Below are 19854 nucleotides of genomic sequence, written 5' to 3'. Positions count from 1 at the left end.
GACGAAAATCATATATTAGGCTGCATTAAAATTTAACATAAAGTAACACACAAGCCAAATCCAATTCAGTACATTTCACCCGCTTTTAAATCCATAAAAAAACACGGGCATGTTTAAGACAAAACGTGCCCGTGTTTAAGACAAAACGCGGGCACGTTTAAAATCGAATAAGAACAGGTACAAAAAATGCTGTTCTACATCGCTGTTTATTTCTTCTTATAATCTTTCACTATAGCCTCAGTTATCCAGTTGGCCAAAGCCTGACGGTTATTAGGAATCACCAGACGTTTCTGGTCCAAGGCATTCTGCATATTGCCAAGTTCCATAAACACCGCAACCGGAGTAGTATTTCTCAATACATAAAGATTTCGTTCGCTGACAGTTCCATCGAATCCCCTACCCGGCTGATGCTTGCTGTATTTGCTTTTGAAAGTCTTTTGAATTTCTGTTGCAAGACGTTCGCCGTATCTGCTTTTCGGAGCGTGGTAGAAATATACATCTGTCTGCTTGCTTCTTGAGCGGCTGTCCACGTGGATAAATATAGCACGCTTGTAGCTGCTCTTATCCTTGCGGTAGAGATTGTTTATAGCTACACACCTCTGCTTCAGACGTTCTATCTGATTCAAAGGTATCGGCTTGCCCATACATGTTTCACGTTTACTGTTTTTCAGGATATATGAGTCACGAATACCGTCTTTTGCATCCTGGATGATGAAATACACTTTTGCCCCTCTCTCCAAAAGTTCTTTACCCAAACGCAGTATTATATCGTAGGCATATTCGTCCTCATGCAGTTCCTTACCCTGATACTTTCCTATGCATCCGGGATCAGGTCCACCATGCCCACTAACCAGATAGAACACAGCTCCTTTGAGCGATGATGATGATACGGTATAAGATGAATGAGACTTACCGAAAAGAGGTTCTTTCTTTTTTTGAGCCGATACCGAAAAAGATATTACACACAATAACGACAATAAAAAACAAATGCGCTTCATACTTTATTGTCAGTCTTTTAACAGTTCATCAATTTTCTTGCATAATGCCTTGAACTCTTCATCATTGAAAAGCCTTGTCATCATTACAATCTTTCCATTACGGTCAATAAGCACATTTCTTGTTATTCCGGCATTTCTCTCGGCATAAAGTGCGAATATATCAGCACCGGGATCAAGACCAAGCGGATAAGTGACCTTTGTCTGCTTTGCAAACGCTTTTACACGCTCCAACGGTTCATCACGGTCTATACCATAAAGGGCAAACTGCTTGTTATCCTTATGTTTCTGCCATATATCGCTCTCAATATATGGCATCTCTTTACGGCATACTCCGCACCAGCTGGCTGTAAACTGAAGCATGACTATCTTTCCACGAAGTGATGAAAGCTTGACCTTTGTTCCGTCTGTGAGAGTCATTTCGAAATCAGGAGCTGTATCTCCAACCTTTACTATATACCCAGCTTTATCAGCTACAGGCTTTTGCGACATTACATTTATTGCACCAAAAAGGCAGAAAAATATTGCTGCCAACATAATAATTCTTTTCATACTATTCTGGAATATATAATTTGGGAGTGTAAAAGTACAAAAAAACATCGGTACATTAAAATGCGGTCAACATTTGTAAACATAAAAAAGATGAACAACAACATCATACCGTCTGTAAAATGTCATTGTTCATCTTCTTGTATCATGCTATCTATTATAGAGGCATATTTCCATGTTTCTTAGGAGGATTGCTCTGACTCTTGTTCTGAGTCATTTCCAATGCCTGAATAAGTTTATATCTTGTATCTCTCGGAAGAATGATTTCATCGATATATCCCTGTTCAGCAGCACGGTATGGATTAGAGAATTTCTCCTTATATTCTTCCACTGCCTTAGCCTTTTCTTCAGGAGTAGCCTTGCGATAAAGGATATTCACAGCTCCATCGGCACCCATTACGGCAATTTCTGCAGTTGGATATGAGAAGTTTACATCAGCACCGATTGGCTTACTGTTCATCACGATGTATGCACCACCATAAGCTTTACGTGTAATAACGGTAATCTTAGGCACTGTAGCCTCAGCGTATGCATAAACAATCTTTGCACCATGACGGATAATACCATTGTGTTCCTGATCGCATCCCGGCAAGAATCCAGGTACGTCAACAAACGAAATGATAGGAATATTGAAGCAGTCGCAGAAACGGATGAAACGTGCAGCCTTGTCAGAAGCATCAATGTCAAGCACACCGGCAAGATATGCAGGCTGGTTTGCTACGATACCTACAGAACGTCCTCCCATGCGGGCAAATCCCACTACCATATTCTTAGCAAAGTGTGGCATTACCTCGTAGAAATACTGATTGTCCACTACAGGTTCGATGATATTCTTGATATCATAAGGCATATTCGGATCACCAGGAATTACAGACATAAGCGATTCGTCTGCTCTGCGGATATCATCAGAACATGGCTGAACAGGAGCATCTTCCATATTGTTCGATGGAAGGAAGCTCAAAAGTTCGCGGATACCCATAAGTGTTTCTTCTTCTGTATCGCAAAGGAAGTGAGTAACACCGCTCTTGCTGCTGTGTGTGTATGCACCTCCAAGTTCTTCCTTATCTACTTCTTCGTGAGTTACAGTCTTCACAACGTCCGGTCCTGTGATGAACATATGGCTCTTTTCCTTCACCATGAAGATGAAGTCAGTAAGTGCAGGAGAATAACAAGCACCACCGGCACAAGGACCAAGGATAGCAGAAATCTGAGGGATAACACCGGAAGCGATAGTGTTCTGATAGAAGATAGAAGCATAACCTGAGATACTTCCCACACCTTCCTGAATACGTGCACCACCAGAGTCGTTCAATGCAATAACAGGAGCACCGTTCTTAAGTGCCAGCTGCTGTACTTTTACAATCTTCTGTGCACCAGTCACACTAAGAGTACCGCCATATACAGTGAAATCGTAAGCATAGACATAAACCAGACGTCCGTCCACTTTACCATAACCGCACACGATACCGTCGCCAGGAATATGGTTCTTTTCCATACCGAAGTCTGTGCAGTGATGTATCACGAACTTGTCTATTTCGTTGAAAGTTCCTTTGTCAAGCAACATGTCTATACGTTCGCGGGCTGTCATGTGTCCGTTGGCATGCTGTCTTTCCACACGCTCTACTCCACCACCCTGAGAAGCCTTCTTGTCGAGCTCCTCGAAATATTTGTATTGTTCTTCTGTTGTCATAATTAGTCTTCTTTAATAATGTCCAAAGTCATAACCACCTGATTGGCATTCACAGAATCTCCTTCTTTCACAAGGATGTCCTTTACCACACAAGGAGCACTCACCTTATAGTTACTCTGCATCTTCATAGCTTCAATAACCACTACGATATCTCCACTTTCAAGTTTATCGCCTACAGATACCGGTATACTTACAATCTTACCAGGCATAGGAGAAACAATCTTGTCCTGCTGTTTTTCCTCACCACCCTTACGAGTACGCAGATACTTGGCCTGTGAGTCTATAATATCAATATTGTATGACTGATAGTGAGCATTTACTGTATAGTTCTTTCCACCTTCCTTACGGATAAGTTCAGTGTTATACGATTTACCATTATGGATAATCGAACAGCTACCATTTTCCGCCATAACTATATCAACGTCGTAAGGAACGCCATCAATAGTTAACTGCACTTTATTACCTTCCTTGCTGACAAGTGTAACGTCAGCAACTCTGTTTCCTATATGTATTTCCATTGTTTTGAGTTTATTTCAGATTACAAGTTGACGAGTTGACAAGTAGACAAGGTTGCCATCGGGATGGGATACCTAGTCAACTGGTAACTGTAGCCTTGTTACCTCTTTTAAATTCTAAGTACCCCTTTCTGCAATCCAAATTCTTTCCATCTGCTGATAGGACGGTTATCCGAAGATGTACCCTTGTTTTCTTCCAGATTCATCAGATAGTCTATATATGCAGCTATCATGGCAATATTCTCAGTCTCTTCTTCTTTCTTGCCTGCCCATTCTTTAAGCATATCCTGGTGCTTAGGTATGAAGAGTGTATTGTAATGTCCTTCCACGAAATCAGGAACATTCATTATATGGCGCAAATAGCTGATATTTGTCTTCAGACCGGTAATCTTATACTCGTAAAGCACACGGCGCATACGTTCTATGGCAAACTGACGAGTAGTGGCCCATACGATAAGCTTACCTATCATAGGGTCATAGTAGATAGGAATTTCATAACTTTCGTACACATAACTATCAATACGGACACCTATACCGTTAGGCTCCATCAGTTGCTTGATGATACCAGGAGAAGGCATAAAGTTATTGTCAGTATCTTCGGCACATATACGGCATTCGATGGCGTGTCCTCTCTGAATCAGGTCTTCCTGTTTTAGATGCAGAGGTTCGTTATTTGCTATACGCAACTGTTCCTTAACAAGGTCAACACCTACAACCTCTTCCGTGATAGGGTGTTCCACCTGAAGACGTGTATTCATTTCAAGGAAGTAGAAGTTACGGTTCTTGTCTACGAGGAATTCGATAGTACCCGCACCCTTGTAGTTCACAGCTTTTGCAGCAGCTACCGCAGCCTTACCCATCTTCTCACGCAATTCAGGAGTAACAAATGGAGACGGAGTTTCTTCTACCACCTTCTGGTTTCTGCGCTGTATAGAACATTCTCTTTCGAACAGATGTATGGCATTTCCATAATTGTCGCCCAAAATCTGAAACTCAATGTGATGTGGTTCTTCAACGAATTTTTCAAGATAGACAGTATCATCACCGAAAGACGACATAGATTCCGAACGGGCAGTGTTATAAGCCTCTTCCACTTCAGCCTCGCTATGGATAAGACGCATACCCTTACCGCCACCACCCATAGAAGCCTTAAGCATAACAGGATAACCTATCTCGTTACATATTCTCTTTGCTTCTTCTACATTCTGCAAAGGTTTTTCTGTTCCCGGAACGACAGGCACTCCGGCAGCTATCATATGTTTTCTTGCCGAAATCTTATCACCCATAGCATCCATAGTTTCAGGATCCGGACCGATAAAGATAATTCCTTCAGCCTTACATCTGCGGGCAAATTCTGAATTCTCAGAAAGAAAACCATATCCAGGATGAATAGCATCTGCACCATGACGCTTGGCTGCCTCAATGATCTTATCAATATTCAAATAACTCTCACGAGATGCAGCAGGACCTATGAAACAAGCTTCATCTGCATATAATACGTGGCGAGCCGCTCTATCGGCTTCTGAAAAAACAGCTACAGTCTTGATTCCCATCTCACGACAAGAACGCATAACACGCACTGCAATTTCTCCACGATTAGCTATTAATACTTTCTGTATCATGCTCTATTTTTTTGGTTTATAATCTTTTTATCAAGTCTGCCTCACATGGCACACTAAATCAAATTCTGTACAAAAGTATTAAAAGAATTACAAACGCATGCTCAATAACATGTTTTTTAAGTAAAGACAAGCCGTGTATTTCATCTTTTTTAACTACTTCAATCAGAATTAATGGCAAATGACATATGTATATAGCAAAACTACAATAAAATCCGGACAACAATAACATAGTGTATCAGCCGCCGCCACATACAATATATTATTGCTATCCGGATTTTATTAAAAGTTAAAAGCTGGATTATTTTTCTCGCGAAACAGTATATATTACTTTTCCATCTTTGTTAATCATATGCAGATTAAGTACATTCTTATCTGCAGAAATCAATGAGAATCCTGTATCGCTACTGCAGAACTTCGTTCCATCTATAGGCTTCACCTTACGACTGAGCGAACCTGAAGTATTCACAACATAATCTATCTTGCTGTCCGGTTTGCGTATATGCTGGAAATTATGTATATGTCCGCACAGATACATATCTACATTTGCATGCTTGCGAAGAATTGAATCCAGTCTTTTCTGCAAGTCAAGTCTTTCAGAATCATCTTTTCCTGTTTCAGCATAGATAGGATGATGTCCCACTACAAGTACCCAGTCTTCTTTGGCAGCAGCCAAAACAGAATCTATCCATTCAAGCTGTTTGTTCATATCCTGCTTGCATGCATCAGGATATTTTTCCGTATCCTCACGATATTTGTCAAGAAGCGGAGCTGTATCAACCATCACAAAACGTACAGTAACCCCATCATTTTCCATAGCGAAGGTATAATAACGGTCTGGCACATTCCATCTGGCGCTGACTTTGCTGTAATCTATCACAGCCTGAGTGTTTCCACGATATTCATGATTACCAAGAATTGCATACCACGGAATCATCAGTTCCGGATGACTATATATAAGTTCATAGTTTGTCATCCACAGAGGGTCATTCACACTGCGTACTCCTTCAAAATGGTGTACGTCGCCGGCTGCTATAACACATTCAATGTCTACATTCTCGGCCATTGTACCCATCAGCTCAGCTATAGGTTTCTGGTCATAATATCCGTTACGTCCCAAGTCATTGGCAAGATAGAAGTTCAATGGCTTTTCAAGAGTCTTCCAGCTTTCAGGTGTTTGTGCAAAAGAAACTGTAACGACAAACAAAGCCATAAATAGCGTAATAATGTTCTTTCTTAATGAGTTCATGATGTTGTTATATTTATAGATTATAATTTTATTTATTACTTGTGCAAAAGTATTTCTCAAATCTGAAATGAATCTGAAAATTATTCCTGATATGAAACATTTTCAAAAAAATAAGTCCGAAACTTGTCCGGACTTATTTTTACATATATCAATTTAATGATTACTTCTGACCATAAGCGCCATAGCGTGCTTCTGGAGCCGGAGACTTATATGTTTTGCCGTTTACTGTCAAACCTGTTGACACGAATGCAGGCTGCATATCTGTACCGCTATATGCTCCGCTCAAAGCCGGTGAACCAGCCTGAAGATGGAAGTCATATTTCTGAGTTCCGTCTGTATCAAACAGCTGATAATCAAGCAAACGAACAGAATTAATATCGAATGATGCAAATTTAGGGTCTTTAGAATCACTCTCAGAAGCGACAACTGAATGTACGTCTACTTCTTCTGTATCATACATACTTATATATATAACCTCTCCATCATCTTCATCTTCCAGAGTATAAGAATAGTTATATCCTTGCCAAGCATATTCTATCCCTGCTTCATAGACATATTCAGAATTATCAATCTTCTGTGAACCAGAAGCATAATAGTTATAATCAATTACAGAGTTTGTTCTGTCATAACGGTCGGAAGAATCCTGGTTCCAGAAAGGAGTAGTTGCTTTGAACTTACAGTTAACCAAAAGGTTGTTGAATACTTTTACGTTAGCATTTTCTTCAACGTAGATACTTCCACCTTTATCTTCGTCACGTCTCCATCCGGCATTTACGATAGTGTTGTTATAAGCCTGTATCTTAGCTTGAGCTCTTTCTTCACTCTGTGATTTACTTGACAATTTCAATGCATTTGTATTTGGAGCGAACATCAAGTTTCCAGCTACGTCAACTACACATCCAGACTTGACATTTACGGCTTCTTCGCCTGTTTTACCATTAGCACAGAATATGTTATTTGCAATAATGGCATTACCCCCCATCATATAAATAGCGTCAGACACACCATAACGAAGGATAGAGTTTGTAATAACATAATTACCTTTAGTATTATTAGTTGTAATCTGAGGATAAGCGTCGTCACCTGGTTCATAAATTCCGGCTACTGCTGCAGGAGCGCCTTCCAACACTTCACCGCCAACATACTCGATGATAGTGTGGTCAATAAGCATTTCCTGACATGTTGAAGTAGCAACGATACCACCCCATTTTCCTTCAAAGATATTGCTTTCAGTTCTTTCATTTTCAGGAATTGAGAAAAGGATAGGTTTCTCTGCTGTACCCTGGCAATATAAATTACCTTTTACTGTAAACTCAATTGGCAATTCGTTCATTCCTACTTTCCCGGTAGCTATAACCTGAACGCCTTCTTTAATAATAAGAGTTTTACCTTCAGGAACAGTGAAATGATCTTTCAATTCAACTATCTTACCTGCTTCCCATTCCACAACATCGTTATTAGTAAAATCGCCCAAATCTGTAGAATCTTCTACACCTGGTTTTTCATCATCAATAGGATCATTCTCCAATTCCTCTGTACAAGATGCCATCAACGACAAGCTGATCAATGCAGCACTTGCCCAAAAATAATTCTTAAGTCTCATTTTTCAAAAAAAATTAAAATTGTTAGTAAATTATATTTTAATACCTATTAAAGTTTGTATCTCACTCCAAGCATAAACGATTGTCCGTGCCATTCTTTACGTTCTATAAGATTACCGTTTTTACGTTCAAAACCAGTTATACCATCTGTATGAGGTCCTTTATGAGTAAATCTGAGCAAAGGAGTATCAAGCAGGTTCGAAGCTTTAGCATATATTGAAATTCCATTTTTGAAACTTTTTTCTACGGATGCATCAAGCTGCATATAGCCATCCTCCCAGATATCATCATCAAAATAATTTGAAACTTCACTCAGTCGTTTTCCTGTATAACTTCCTGCTATCTGGCCTTCCCAACCATATTTACTGTTCTTCAACAATAGTGAAAGATTAGCGACATGTGCTGCCTGACCATAAAGAGGTCTTGTCTGTTGTACTACAACTACGTCTGAACCTTGCATCATACGTTTGTCCGTTGTAATTTTTGAATGTGTATAAGTGTAATTTGCCTTTATTCCAAACCAATTGAAATATTTCATCACATCCACTTCTACGCCAAGATTTGATGCATCACCAAAATTCATTGGAATATAAAACAAATCCTGCCCTTGAGGAACCAATCCCTGTTCTATTGGATCCTGAATATATTTGTAGAATAACCCCACCATAAATTGTTCTGACGATCTTGGGAAGAATTCGTAACGCAAATCCAGATTGTCTGCTACCGTATGCTTCAAATCAGGATTACCTTTCTCGCTGAAATCTTCATTCAATATTGTGTAAGGAACTATTTCAAAGAAACTTGGGCGGTTTATAGCACGTGCATAAGAGAAACGCATATTGGCATTTTCATGAACTTCATACTTGGTATGGAAACTCGGTAATATGTCAACATATTTCTGGTTACCTTCAGCATCAACTCCTTCTGTTGGATATTTTAGTAAATACCCCTGATTGGTATGTTCTACACGTACACCGGCTATGAATTCCCATTTGTTAAATGAATATTTGGCCATACCGTAACCGGCACCAATCTGTTCTGTAGCATCATAATTCAGTGCTCCACTAATATTACGTGTTTTGTAATAGAACGTTATTTCGTCATAGTTATTCCAGTCCTCTCCTCTTTTTTGAGTTTCTCCCAATATTGTTTCAAATGTATATTCATTAAAGAAACTATCTCTTTTCTTGTCACGAAACATACCTCCGGCCGAGAATTCCAATTCAGAGTCAGATAAATCCAGTTTATAAGACAAATCAATGTATCCTGCCTTGTCACGATCCGAATTATGTTCCCAACGATTAAGCAAAGCTCTATTCACAGCCACTCGATCACCACCTCCCAGCAATGATATTTCATTATTGTCAGGTGTTTCATTAAAAGCTTTTGACAACACTGCCGACCATGACAGATGCAAGGCATTGTCGGCAAGAAATGAATGTTCACCTTTCAATGTAGAATTGATGATATACTGACGGTTCCATTTCATTCGCACATAACCTTCCTTCTTATCCAGACGGTCACGTACCTCTGTTTCACGCATGTCCATATATCCATTGTACCATGTTAGTTTGTGTTTCGGACTGATATGATAATCAAACTTAGCATGAGCACCTATACGTGTCTGCTGGTCTGAATAATTTCTTGTTTCCGTGTTATTTACTTCACGTCCTGACTGATAATAGATCTCACTTTCCTTTCCACGATAAGTATTCAGGAAACTTCCTGACAACATAACACCAAGTTTATTATCAAAAAAGCGGTCACCGTATGAAAGACTTGCTGTCAGGTCGGGTAAAGGTTTCTTCCATGTCATATGTAAATTATCGTGCGAGAAATCCTCATCACTTACCTTAAATGCCTCTGGCATACCTTTCAATTCGTATGGAGACTTCTTTGTGATTGTTCCCTTATTGAACGACTGGAAATCACGACCGAAATACATTGAGTTATATCCGGTAGATATATTCGCTGTAAACTGACGTTCCGAAGGTGCGTCCTTCATCACAAGGTTAACAGCTCCACCTATTCCGTCGCCTTCCATATTAGCTGTAAGAGATTTTGTCACCTCAAGTCTGTCAAGCATTTCTGACGGGAATATATCGAGCGGAACAAAACGGTTCTTATTATCCGGACTTGGAATTTTAACTCCGTTTACCAAAGTATAATTGTAACGCTTGTCCATACCACGAAGAATTGCATACTGTCCTTCACCGCTACTGTTTCTTTCTACTGTCACACCCGACATTCTCTGAATAACATTTGCCACTGTAATGTCCGGTGAAAGTTCTATAGCTTTTGCACTCATCACATTCACCACATTCATAGCCTTTCTCTCTATTCCTCTAGCTCCCGCCTCAGTACGTCCTGGATTGGTTGCCACCACCGTGACTTCTGCCAGCATTACATCATCCGTTTTCAAAGGGATAAGTACTTCAGCATTATTGGCTTCAACGACCACTTCATAGGTTTCATAACCTATATACGAACAAATCAATGTACATTTGCCATATTCCAAATTCAGATTAAAGCTTCCGTTTAGTCCGGAAACAGTACCTTTCGAAGGTTCCTCCTTCACTACAACAGATGCACCTATTATCTCTTCTCCTGTCTTTGCATCCTTAATAACACCTCTAACTATACGTGCATTTGCCGCAATTGAAACAAACAACACAATAACCAATACCAGCTTAAATTTCATATAGTCTCTTTCTCTTAATTTCTGACGCGAAAGTAAAAGCCGGATATTTCATAAGCATTTCAAGCCTATTGCAAGTATGATACAAAAATAAATGATGTTATAAGATGCACATTGAATATATTATAAGGTGTGTTTTTCACAATAAAAGATTACAGAAAAAAATATGTTATTACAAAGCTGTAACAAATCCCCACTCATTAATTGTAATTATCTTCCCTCCAAAAATAAAAACCAATTCCTACAAAACTTATTCTATAAAAAGACTACGGGCAGATAATTTTCCATCGTTGTGATGAAAAGTTATCTGCCCGTAGTTTAAAACCTTGACTACCAGTTAATGAAGCCTTGTCAACTCATCAGCTGTATACTCGTTATCTCCTGCAGCTCCCTTACGGCCGACTGTACGTCTTTTATATCTTTGATAATCATACTGCGTTTTCCGTTCTGCTCCCTGAGATTACACTGGCGCGGATAGCGCGACATATAGCCTATTATCTTACCGAAAGCCTCGCTCTGATAGTATGGACTATCAGGATTACTTACGAAGAACAGAGTCATACGTCCCGATTTCAGGAATATCTTCTCTATACCAAGACGTTTGGCAATACGTCTCAACGGAACTATACGTATCAGTTCCTCTCCTTCAGGCGGAATTGCCCCGAAACGGTCTATCAGACGTGCCTTGAAAGCATCCACATCTTTGTCCAGTTCCAGTTTGTCAAGTTCGCGGTAAAGCAACATCCTTTCGCTGCTGCTAGGTATATACTCGTTAGGGAACAACAGTTCGAGGTCGCTCTCCACAGTACATTCGTCCACAAATCCTTCGCCACTGAGAACTTCGTCACCAGCTTTTACCTCATCGGCATAAAGTTCGGAGAACTCGTCATTCTTAAGTTCGGTAACAGCCTCGGCAAGAATTTTCTGATAAGTCTCATAACCAAGGTCAGCAATGAAACCACTCTGCTCTGCTCCTAACATATTTCCTGCACCACGGATATCAAGGTCCTGCATGGCAATATGAATACCACTGCCCAAATCGCTGAAATTCTCTATAGCCTGCAATCGGCGGCGTGCCTCTGGTGTGAGTGAACTCAATGGCGGTGCAAGCAGGTAACAGAAAGCCTTCTTGTTGCCACGTCCCACACGTCCGCGCATCTGATGCAAATCACTCAATCCGAAATTCTGTGCCTGATTAATGATTATGGTATTGGCATTCGGAATGTCTATACCACTTTCTATTATGGTCGTGGCAAGAAGTACATCGTAATCGTAGTTCACAAAATCGAAGATTATCTTTTCCAGCTCCTCAGGCTGCATCTGACCGTGACCTATACATACACGACAATCAGGTATGTTTCTTTCAATCAGAGCCTTCAGTTCTGCAAGGTTCTGTATGCGGTTATTCACAAAGAACACCTGACCGTTACGGCTCATCTCGAAGTTTATAGCCTCAGTTATAATCTCCTCGTTGAAAGTATGCACCTCAGTCTGTATAGGATATCTGTTAGGCGGAGGTGTCTGTATCACGGAAAGGTCTCTGGCGCCCATAAGCGAGAACTGGAGTGTTCGCGGAATAGGTGTGGCTGTCATCGTAAGTGTATCTACGTTCACCTTTATCTGACGGAGTTTCTCCTTCACGCTTACACCGAACTTCTGTTCCTCGTCAATAATGAGCAAGCCAAGATCCTTGAACTTTACACTCTTGCCTATTATCTTGTGAGTCCCTATAAGGATATTTATCTGCCCGTCGGCAAGTTCTTTCAATATTCGGCTTGTATCCTTAGCTGTACGGGCACGGCTCAGATATTCCACCTTGCATGGCAACCCTTCAAGTCGTTTCCTGAAGGTCTGGAAATGCTGGTACGCAAGAACTGTTGTAGGAACAAGCACTGCCACCTGCTTATTGTCGGCCACTGCCTTGAAAGCAGCCCTCACTGCAACTTCCGTCTTACCGAAACCTACGTCTCCGCATACGAGTCTGTCCATTGGGCGGTCGCTCTCCATATCGGCTTTCACTTCCTGAGTGGCTTTCGACTGGTCCGGAGTGTCTTCGTACAGGAACGATGCCTCAAGTTCATGCTGCAAGAAGCTGTCCGGACTGTACTTGAAGCCCTTTTCCTGCTTGCGCTGCGAATATAGCTTTATCAGGTCGCGTGCAATGTCCTTTATCTTGGTCTTCGTACGTTCCTTTATTTTCTCCCACGCACCGGTTCCAAGTTTGCTGATTCTCGGTGGTTCACCTTCCTTGCCTTTATACTTGGAAATCTTATGAAGCGAATGGATTGATACAAACACCACATCGTCATTCTGATAAATCAGCTTGATAACCTCCTGAGTGGTATTCCCGTTAGGCACACGCACCAGTCCGGCAAAACGTCCTATGCCGTGGTCTATATGTACCACATAATCACCCGGCTCAAACTGATTGAGTTCCTTTAGCGAAAGAGCCACCTTTCCGCTGCGTGCCTTGTCGCTGCGAAGATTGTACTTATGGAAACGGTCGAATATCTGATGGTCAGTGAATATACACAAGTGCATGGTATGGTCTACGAAACCCTCATGCAGCGTGCGGTCCACAGGTTCGAAATCTATCTTGTCTCCCCTCTCCTTGAATATATCCTTCAGTCGGTCGGTCTGTTTAGAGCTGTCGGAACATATATATACCTTATATCCCCTCTGGATAAAATCATTCAGCGAAGACGATACCATATCGAAATTCTTATGGAAAATTGGCTGAACCGAAGTTTCGAAAGCGAGTTTTACCTGTGGTGTTCCTACAGGTTTAGCTCCGAAATCCACTCTTCTGAAATCAAGAGCCTTGTCTGTAAAGTCTGTTCCTAAAATAATAGTCTTACGAATGTCAGGCAACTCTTCGCCACCATCTTCGGCTGCAACTATCGCCTGCGACGAAAGTACCTCATCATGAACGCTCTGTATTCTCTCTCTCACCCACAACAGGTCCTTCACACACAGCAATGCCTGCGAAGGAAGAAAATCAAGAAAACAAACAGAGCCGGATGCAACTCCTGTCAGTTCGGGAACAATATTGACTGTCGTCTTCTTCTCTTTCGAAAGCTGCGATTCCACCTCAAAAGTTCGTATACTGTCTATCTCGTCCCCAAAGAAGTCTATACGGTAAGGATATTCCGAAGCAAAGGAAAACACATCAAGAATACTTCCACGAGTGGCAAACTGTCCCGGTTCGTATACATAGTCCACATGGTCGAATCCCAACGATACCAATTGTGCCGCTATCGCATCAGTCTCCACATTCTGTCCCACCTTGAGCGATACAGTCTTGTCCGTAAGAAGTTTCTTCGACACCACTTTCTCGGCCAGCGCTTCCGGGTATGTTACCACAGCCACATTATCTTTCTTCTCCAGACGACTTAATACCTCGGTACGCAAAATCTCGTTTGCAGCATCTTTCTGCCCATACTTGATGGCACGCCTGTACGACGATGGGAAAAACAGAATATCCGCATCACCATTGGCCTGTACCATATCGTGATAGAAATATCCTGCCTCCTCGCTGTCATTCAGTACAAACACATATACTGACGGATTTTCTTTTATAAACGCCGAAAAGAACAATGATACACACGAAGCATGTACACCACCCAGATAAATAGTTTTAGCACTTCCATCCTTAAGAACAGAAGCCATAACCTTGCTGTTAGGATGTGAAGCATATACGTTTTGTAATTCTGAGATAGTCATTTTGAGTTTATTAGTTTGTGAGTTTTTGAGTTCGTGAGTTTATAAGTTTGTGCAAAATTACAAATTTCTTATTACTTTTGCACCTATAGTCTATTAATGAATTAATGATATGTATAACGAAATAAAAAAACTGCTTCATAACCACTATATGAATGAAGCACTTGAAAAACTTACAGAATTTGCCTCTTCGACTGACAACTGGCAGATAAAATCGGAAATAGAAAACCTGAGGACCACATACGGCTACATGATTCAATATGCAGCACAGGGAGTGAACGATCCGGATAGAAAAGAACTATATAACCAGCTGTTCAGAAATGCATTTGCCATCAACGACAGGACTGAGCTGCAGCATAAACTGGAAGCCAACAATACTTACCTGTCAAGAAAATACATTGCCAACAGAAATTATCCGATGCATTCATACTCCGAAATCTGCATGATTTTAGAGGGAATACACGATGAAACGGGCATTGCATCCATGCTTGACGGCGAAGAAAGAAAAACGAAGATGAAGGACATCCTGAAAAGGCACCAGACTGTAATAGACGAGCTTTTCAACAAAATCTGGCTGCCTACCTCATGGAGTAACGAGGAATATCAGGAGGCTATGGCAATAGCCGATTCTCCTTTAATCCCTGACAGCGACAAGGCTCTCATGGCATCGGCCGTCTGCCTCAGCATGACGTATCTTCTTGACCCGAATAAATTCCGTTTCCTCATACATCTGTACATGAACTGTCCGAATCCCCTCATATCGCAGCGCGCATTGGTAGGACTGGTATTGGGAATGCACATAAACAGCGACGCGATGGAATACTCATACCCAAACCTGTTCAACGAGCTTGAACTGCTGAAAGACAAACCGTATTTCTACAGCGACCTGTACACAGTAATTCTTCAAATCATTCTTTCGCTCGACACTGAGGATATAGACAAGAAGATGAGGGATGAAATAATACCTTCCATCATGAAATCATCGAACATGACGGAACCTATCAAGGATATATCCGATATTAATTTAGAAGATTTAACCGAGTTCAATCCACAGTGGAAAGACAGCATCGAGAAGATTAAGGACCAGATTAAGGAACTCGATATGCTCCGTCAGGAAGGTGCCGATACAAATATGTGTACTTTCTCGCAGCTGAAAAAATATCCTTTCTTCTACGAGCCGTCGCACTGGTTCTACATATTCGGCGAAAACACACCGGAGATATACGAAATGCAGATTGACTCACAAAACAGCTATGCATCGTTCATAGAAACTCTGAGAAATGCCACTGACATGTGTAACTCCGACAAATTCTCCTTGTGTCTTACCTTCAAGACAATGCCGAGCCTGCCGGTTGACGCATTAAGTTCCGGACTTTCGGCACAAAACCAAATCCTTAAGGAACAGGAAGGAACAGACAGCGCGATAAACCGCCGACGCATGGAAAGCAGACATTTCATACAGGATTTATACCGTTTCTGCAAGTTGTGGGGAACCAAAAACGACAGGAATGATATCTTCAGCGGCGACATCGAGGTATGGGATAACGAGCAGATTCTCAGCCTGCTGAAAGAGGACGGCAAAATAAAGCCTTTGGCAGACTATCTGTTTGCAAAAGGACATACCTACGACACTCTGCTGCTGTATAAGGACATAACCATAGATGACCCAACGAATGTAGAAGCTTTCCAGAAGATGGGATACGGACATATACTTAACGAGAACTACAAGATGGCAATCAAGCCTCTGGAAACAGCCAATATACTTGCACCCGGAGACGAATGGACATTGAAGAACTTAGCTCTGTGCTACAGAAAAGAGGGTGACAACTCCAAGGCCTTAGAGTTCCTTAAGGAGGCGGAAGCCGTTAATCCGGACAGCATCAATATATGCAATCAGATAGGACAAATATATATCATGCACGAAAAGTATGATGAAGCCCTGAAATACATGTTCAAAGTGGAATATCTCACCAAGGGAAGAACATCTGCCCAAAGGGCAATAGCATGGTGCTACTTTATGACCGGAAGAAACGATGAAGCCATCAGCATGTACGCCAAGATAACTGAAAAGGCCGATGCCAAAGCCGAAGACTGGATGAACATGGGACACGTCTACACGGTCAAAGGAGATATACCGTCGGGCATAAGTTTCTACAAAAGGGCCAAAGAAATGACAAACGGTGAGACATCGTTCTATACCATGTTCTCGGATGATTCAGATATGCTGAAATCCAAAGGAGTACAGGAGGACATAATCTATATGATTCCTGATATGGTATCATAACTGCCGCATACGTGTAATATCATAGTTCAGCCCCCGTTCGGTGAGCGTTCACTGAACGGGGGCTGAATATGCCTAAACTGCATACAATGGCACACACTTCAGTTGTCCCTGTTCCTTATAGGGTAACATAGAAAATCTGACTGCTTCTAAATCAGGATTCTTGGCAAGCAATACCGTCAACGAATTTGCCCTTACATTCCCTTCAGCCTTTACTTCTATAGGCAACAATCTCGCATTTTGCTGTATTACGAAATCAAGTTCCAGTCTGGAGTCGTCCGTTTTATGATAATAAACAGGAGATACACCATGGCTTTTCATTTGCTGAAGCACATACTGTTCCGTCATTCCGCCTTTATATTCTACGAAAACATTATTATTTATCAGGACCTGCACAGGTTCTGTATTAACCATCGCTCCCAACAGACCAACGTCAAGAATGTATAACTTAAAACAGCTTAAATCCTCATAAATATCAAGCGGTAAAGCCGGTTTTGTACACTTTGGAACCTTATAGACCAACCCTGAATCAACCAGCCACTGGATAGCGATTTCAAAATCGTTTGCCCTTGCGCCTTTCCTTAATGCACCATATATGAATTTCTTGTTGTCTTTGAATAATTGCGACGGAATACTTTTCCATACCATACGGATACGCGCTACCTGCTCTTTGGGAGCATGTTTGGATAAATCCAGTTCATAACCGCTTAGTATCTCTTCCTGTATTCTTCTTACCTCCACAAGAGAATCAGATTCCACATATTTCTTTACCGCCTCAGGCATTCCACCCACATAATAATACTGCCTCAACAAATCTACAATCTTTTCATGAATAAGATTCATCGTCATATAATCACGGTTGACGAGGAGTTTAAAAATCTCTGTTTCTCCTTTTGCTAAAACAAACTCCTCAAAATTCATAGGATAGATATAGATTTCGTTTACCTTCCCAACGGGATAAGAAACACCATGATGCAAAGATATGCCTAACAAAGAACCGGCTACAGCAATATGATATTCCGGTGCTTCCTCACAGAAATATTTCAAGGACTCAAGAACTTCAGGCACATCCTGAACCTCGTCAAGAACTATAAGCGTATCTCCCGGAGTTATATCGACACCGGACAATGCACGTAAAGCACGAAGTATTCTGTCCACATCAAAATCCTGGGTAAAAATTTGTCTGATAATATCATTTTTACGACAAACAATATATGCTTCCTTTATATATTCAGCCTTGGCAAACTCACGAAGAAGCCATGTCTTGCCAACCTGACGGGCGCCATTTACTATCAACGGTTTTCTGTCAGTTCTATGCTTCCATTCTATAAATTTCTGTAAAACAATCCTTTGCATAGCATTTCTACATTTTTTCGCAGATAATTCTTGGCACAGCCATATTTTTCCGCGGATGAATTTGATACAAATATACATTTTTCTGCAGATAATTCATACTATGACATACATTTTTCTGCAGATTACGATATCAAAATGTACTGGCCTTGTACTGGCCTCAAAAAGTAGACAGTAAATACATATACCAAACGGCTTCTGAACAGTGTTTGAACAGGTTCTAAATCCTAAAAACAGGTTTTGTACTTTGTTCAATAAGTGTTCAGGAGCCGTTTATTTTACGTTCACTGGCGTTTCAGGTTAATTTACTACTTTTCAGGAGCAGATTTGGCTTCAAATTCTGTTATACCTGTAAATATGCCATTTTCATCCATTGCTGCAATATAAATGTAATATGTTCTATCAGGCCACAAAACATCCAAATTACATGTTTTATCATCACTACCTACCAAGCCACGTATTTCATTTTCTCTAAAAGCCTGATAATCGTTAAAATGAACTTCATACTGAAGTATGCTAAGAGGAACTTTTTCCGTCAATACCATATAGCCATAACCTACAGCATTCTCACTGTTTTCAAGTTTTAAAGTTAAAGTTTTATCTGTTGCCGTATAACTTACCGCTTTAACAAATTCCCCGGCTTCCTGTACAATAGGAATTTTAGCTATAACTTCGTCAAAATTGAAAGGATTAACAACCAAAATTGTGTCTCTTACTTCCGTATCACTACTATTAGGATAGAAATCAAATTCTGCTCTGTTATAATCTGATGCATAATAATCAAGATTCTTGAAAATGCAATATGGTATTATTCCTTTTTCATATTCTACCTCCTTCATTTTCAGATGTGAATCTATAACAAAGGAACAAAACTGCGCCAGATTTGTTTCCTATTCCACAACTAACTTGTCGTAATCGTCTTTCATAGACTGAGGTATTCTGATTTCTTCTGACTGAAACTTGAAATAAGGTTCTTTTCCGTCAACTGTTATTTGCATTTCATCCAAGTATTCATCATCATCTTCTTCTTCACCTCCTATCAAATCAAAGAGTTTCTCACAAGATGTCATTGTTACAGACAGTGTAAATGCCGGTATCAACATGAAAAACAAATAGAAGATACCTCGGCTTAATTGTTTTAATGCTTTCATATTTCTTCTTAATTATTAATATCCTTCATTTTGTTTCAAAGTTGGATAAGTTTCCAATGCACGCATAGGTATAGGCAACAATCTGTTTTTGATTGCGTCGAAACCAGGAACATCGAAACTTCCTTCCAATATTCTTGCATATGGATATAGCTGTCCTGTTCCTTGAAGAACATTCTGTGCATTTTGCATTAATTCTGAAGTAGTATATCCTGAGTCTTTTCCAAGTTTTAAAGAAGTAATAGATTTCATAAGTGATACTTCATCATATGTCAAAGAGTTTATAGTCTCAATTGGTTCAGATGTTACATTAGTGTATCCTCCCCATACTATACTGCCAGAATTATATTTTTTTGATTCAATTATTATATCACAACATTTTTCAGCATCTTCATAGTTTCTTTCCAACAAATATATTTTTGCAAGCATCATATAA

General features: G+C 40.5%; 14 protein-coding genes. 1 reads left to right on the top strand and 13 read right to left on the bottom strand.

Annotated elements, in window-relative coordinates; translation table 11 throughout:
• Positions 1-206: 206 nt before the first annotated feature.
• The 9 genes from I6E11_RS11535 to mfd form a co-directional block, all read right to left on the bottom strand.
• Positions 207-998: an N-acetylmuramoyl-L-alanine amidase family protein gene (locus I6E11_RS11535; RefSeq protein ID WP_235338151.1), complete on the bottom strand. Its 792-nt coding sequence runs from the start codon at positions 996-998 to the stop codon at positions 207-209.
• A 9-nt stretch (positions 999-1007) separates the two neighbouring features.
• Complete coding sequence (locus I6E11_RS11530) at positions 1008-1487, bottom strand: TlpA family protein disulfide reductase (RefSeq protein ID WP_235338155.1); 480 nt, start codon at positions 1485-1487, stop codon at positions 1008-1010.
• Positions 1488-1701: 214 nt separating this feature from the next.
• Positions 1702-3234 carry an acyl-CoA carboxylase subunit beta gene (locus tag I6E11_RS11525; protein WP_235338150.1) on the bottom strand — a complete coding sequence of 511 codons (1533 nt, stop codon included), beginning with the start codon at positions 3232-3234 and terminating at the stop codon, positions 1702-1704.
• A 2-nt stretch (positions 3235-3236) separates the two neighbouring features.
• Entirely contained in the window at positions 3237-3752 is a 516-nt protein-coding gene (locus tag I6E11_RS11520; protein ID WP_235338149.1) for an acyl-CoA carboxylase biotin carboxyl carrier protein subunit, read from the bottom strand.
• A 107-nt stretch (positions 3753-3859) separates the two neighbouring features.
• Positions 3860-5371 (bottom strand): acetyl-CoA carboxylase biotin carboxylase subunit, encoded by a 1512-nt coding sequence (gene accC, locus I6E11_RS11515; protein WP_235338148.1) that lies wholly within the window; start codon positions 5369-5371, stop codon positions 3860-3862.
• A gap of 298 nt (positions 5372-5669) precedes the next feature.
• On the bottom strand, positions 5670-6581 hold the full coding sequence (locus I6E11_RS11510; RefSeq protein WP_235338154.1) for a metallophosphoesterase: 912 nt from the start codon (positions 6579-6581) through the stop codon (positions 5670-5672).
• A gap of 196 nt (positions 6582-6777) precedes the next feature.
• Positions 6778-8220 (bottom strand): beta-helix domain-containing protein, encoded by a 1443-nt coding sequence (locus I6E11_RS11505; RefSeq protein ID WP_235338147.1) that lies wholly within the window; start codon positions 8218-8220, stop codon positions 6778-6780.
• A 47-nt stretch (positions 8221-8267) separates the two neighbouring features.
• Entirely contained in the window at positions 8268-10919 is a 2652-nt protein-coding gene (locus tag I6E11_RS11500; RefSeq protein WP_235338146.1) for a TonB-dependent receptor, read from the bottom strand.
• 348 nt (positions 10920-11267) lie between these two features.
• Positions 11268-14639 (bottom strand): transcription-repair coupling factor, encoded by a 3372-nt coding sequence (mfd, locus tag I6E11_RS11495; protein WP_235338145.1) that lies wholly within the window; start codon positions 14637-14639, stop codon positions 11268-11270.
• A gap of 109 nt (positions 14640-14748) precedes the next feature.
• Here mfd and I6E11_RS11490 point away from each other — a divergent pair, with 109 nt between their 5' ends.
• Positions 14749-16920: a tetratricopeptide repeat protein gene (locus I6E11_RS11490; protein ID WP_235338144.1), complete on the top strand. Its 2172-nt coding sequence runs from the start codon at positions 14749-14751 to the stop codon at positions 16918-16920.
• Positions 16921-16992: 72 nt separating this feature from the next.
• Here I6E11_RS11490 and I6E11_RS11485 read toward each other — a convergent pair whose 3' ends face one another.
• From I6E11_RS11485 to I6E11_RS11470, 4 genes are all read right to left on the bottom strand, one after another.
• A complete protein-coding gene (locus tag I6E11_RS11485) occupies positions 16993-18273 on the bottom strand; it encodes an ATP-binding protein (protein ID WP_235338143.1) in 1281 nt (426 codons plus the stop codon).
• 305 nt (positions 18274-18578) lie between these two features.
• Positions 18579-19109: a hypothetical protein gene (locus I6E11_RS11480; RefSeq protein ID WP_235338142.1), complete on the bottom strand. Its 531-nt coding sequence runs from the start codon at positions 19107-19109 to the stop codon at positions 18579-18581.
• Positions 19110-19160: 51 nt separating this feature from the next.
• Positions 19161-19421 (bottom strand): hypothetical protein, encoded by a 261-nt coding sequence (locus tag I6E11_RS11475; protein ID WP_235338141.1) that lies wholly within the window; start codon positions 19419-19421, stop codon positions 19161-19163.
• Positions 19422-19436: 15 nt separating this feature from the next.
• The coding region (locus tag I6E11_RS11470) for a hypothetical protein (RefSeq protein WP_235338140.1) at positions 19437-19854 on the bottom strand (418 nt) is incomplete at its 5' end.

This window comes from Bacteroides caecigallinarum (genome assembly GCF_021531075.1).
Lineage (GTDB): Bacteria > Bacteroidota > Bacteroidia > Bacteroidales > Bacteroidaceae > Phocaeicola > Phocaeicola caecigallinarum_B.
Note: the sequence above shows the minus strand (reverse complement) of the source record. Positions and strands in the feature narration are given on the sequence as shown.

What these genes read in the sequence shown, in the direction of transcription:
- I6E11_RS11535 (WP_235338151.1), bottom strand. Translation starts at nt 998, where the DNA reads ATGAAGCGCATTTGTTTTTTATTGTCGTTATTGTGTGTAATATCTTTT.
- I6E11_RS11530 (WP_235338155.1), bottom strand. Translation starts at nt 1,487, where the DNA reads ATGTCGCAAAAGCCTGTAGCTGATAAAGCTGGGTATATAGTAAAGGTT.
- I6E11_RS11525 (WP_235338150.1), bottom strand. Translation starts at nt 3,234, where the DNA reads ATGACAACAGAAGAACAATACAAATATTTCGAGGAGCTCGACAAGAAG.
- I6E11_RS11520 (WP_235338149.1), bottom strand. Translation starts at nt 3,752, where the DNA reads ATGGAAATACATATAGGAAACAGAGTTGCTGACGTTACACTTGTCAGC.
- accC (WP_235338148.1), bottom strand. Translation starts at nt 5,371, where the DNA reads ATGATACAGAAAGTATTAATAGCTAATCGTGGAGAAATTGCAGTGCGT.
- I6E11_RS11510 (WP_235338154.1), bottom strand. Translation starts at nt 6,581, where the DNA reads ATGGCTTTGTTTGTCGTTACAGTTTCTTTTGCACAAACACCTGAAAGC.
- I6E11_RS11505 (WP_235338147.1), bottom strand. Translation starts at nt 8,220, where the DNA reads ATGAGACTTAAGAATTATTTTTGGGCAAGTGCTGCATTGATCAGCTTG.
- I6E11_RS11500 (WP_235338146.1), bottom strand. Translation starts at nt 10,919, where the DNA reads ATGAAATTTAAGCTGGTATTGGTTATTGTGTTGTTTGTTTCAATTGCG.
- mfd (WP_235338145.1), bottom strand. Translation starts at nt 14,639, where the DNA reads ATGACTATCTCAGAATTACAAAACGTATATGCTTCACATCCTAACAGC.
- I6E11_RS11490 (WP_235338144.1), top strand. Translation starts at nt 14,749, where the DNA reads ATGTATAACGAAATAAAAAAACTGCTTCATAACCACTATATGAATGAA.
- I6E11_RS11485 (WP_235338143.1), bottom strand. Translation starts at nt 18,273, where the DNA reads ATGCAAAGGATTGTTTTACAGAAATTTATAGAATGGAAGCATAGAACT.
- I6E11_RS11480 (WP_235338142.1), bottom strand. Translation starts at nt 19,109, where the DNA reads ATGAAGGAGGTAGAATATGAAAAAGGAATAATACCATATTGCATTTTC.
- I6E11_RS11475 (WP_235338141.1), bottom strand. Translation starts at nt 19,421, where the DNA reads ATGAAAGCATTAAAACAATTAAGCCGAGGTATCTTCTATTTGTTTTTC.